At 79.9% G+C, this 758-nt stretch carries 1 protein-coding gene; it reads left to right on the forward strand.

Features of this window, described 5'->3' with window-relative positions; genetic code table 11:
* On the forward strand, positions 1-758 hold a 758-nt coding region (locus FMEAI12_RS37575; RefSeq protein WP_146776594.1), incomplete at both ends, for a VWA domain-containing protein.

The raw sequence follows: 758 nt of genomic DNA on the forward strand, positions 1-758 counted from the left end.
TGCGAGGGCCGGTGGCGAGTCCGCTGATCTGAGCGGGCCGGCGGCGGGTGGGCCTGAGGGTGTCGGGCCGGCGGGTTCTCCCCCGCCCGGTGCCGCCCTGTCGTCCGCGGCGCCGGCGGGCGGCGGTGGGCCGGCAGCGGAGGCGGGTGGCCCGGCGGGCATGGCCCGAGCAGCCCAGACAGCGCAGACGCATGTGGACGGCGGCGCGGCGCGCGGCGGTGGGCCGGCGCCGGCGGCTGGGGTTCCCGGTATGCCGTTCCGGCCGCGGCTGCTGTCCGTCGCCGGGCTGGGCGCGGGGGCGGCCGGGCGTCGTTCGGCGGCACGCACCTCCCGCGGGGCGGTCGCCCGGACCGGCGCGGACGCACCCGGGTTGCACCTGCCGGCGACGCTGCTGGCCGCCGCCCCCCACCAGCACGACCGGGGCCGCACCGGCCCGGCGCTGGTGCTCGACCCCGCCGACCGGCGCGGCGCGCACCGCCGCGGCCGGGAGGGGAACCTGGTGCTGTTCGTCGTCGACGCCAGCGGGTCGATGGCCGCCCGCACCCGGCTGCGCCGGGTCAGCACCGCGGTGCTGTCTCTGCTTGTCGACGCCTACCAGCGCCGCGACCGCATCGGCATGATCACGTTCCGGGGGGTGGGTGCGCAGGTGGTGCTTGCGCCGACGTCCAGTGTGGAGGTGGGGGCGGCGCGCCTCGTCGGGTTGCGGACCGGGGGGCGGACCCCGATCGCGGCCGGGTTGGAATGCGCCGGGGTGGTGC

Origin of the sequence: Parafrankia sp. Ea1.12 (assembly GCF_900465275.1) — a bacterium.
GTDB classification, from domain to species: Bacteria; Actinomycetota; Actinomycetes; order Frankiales; family Frankiaceae; genus Parafrankia; species Parafrankia soli.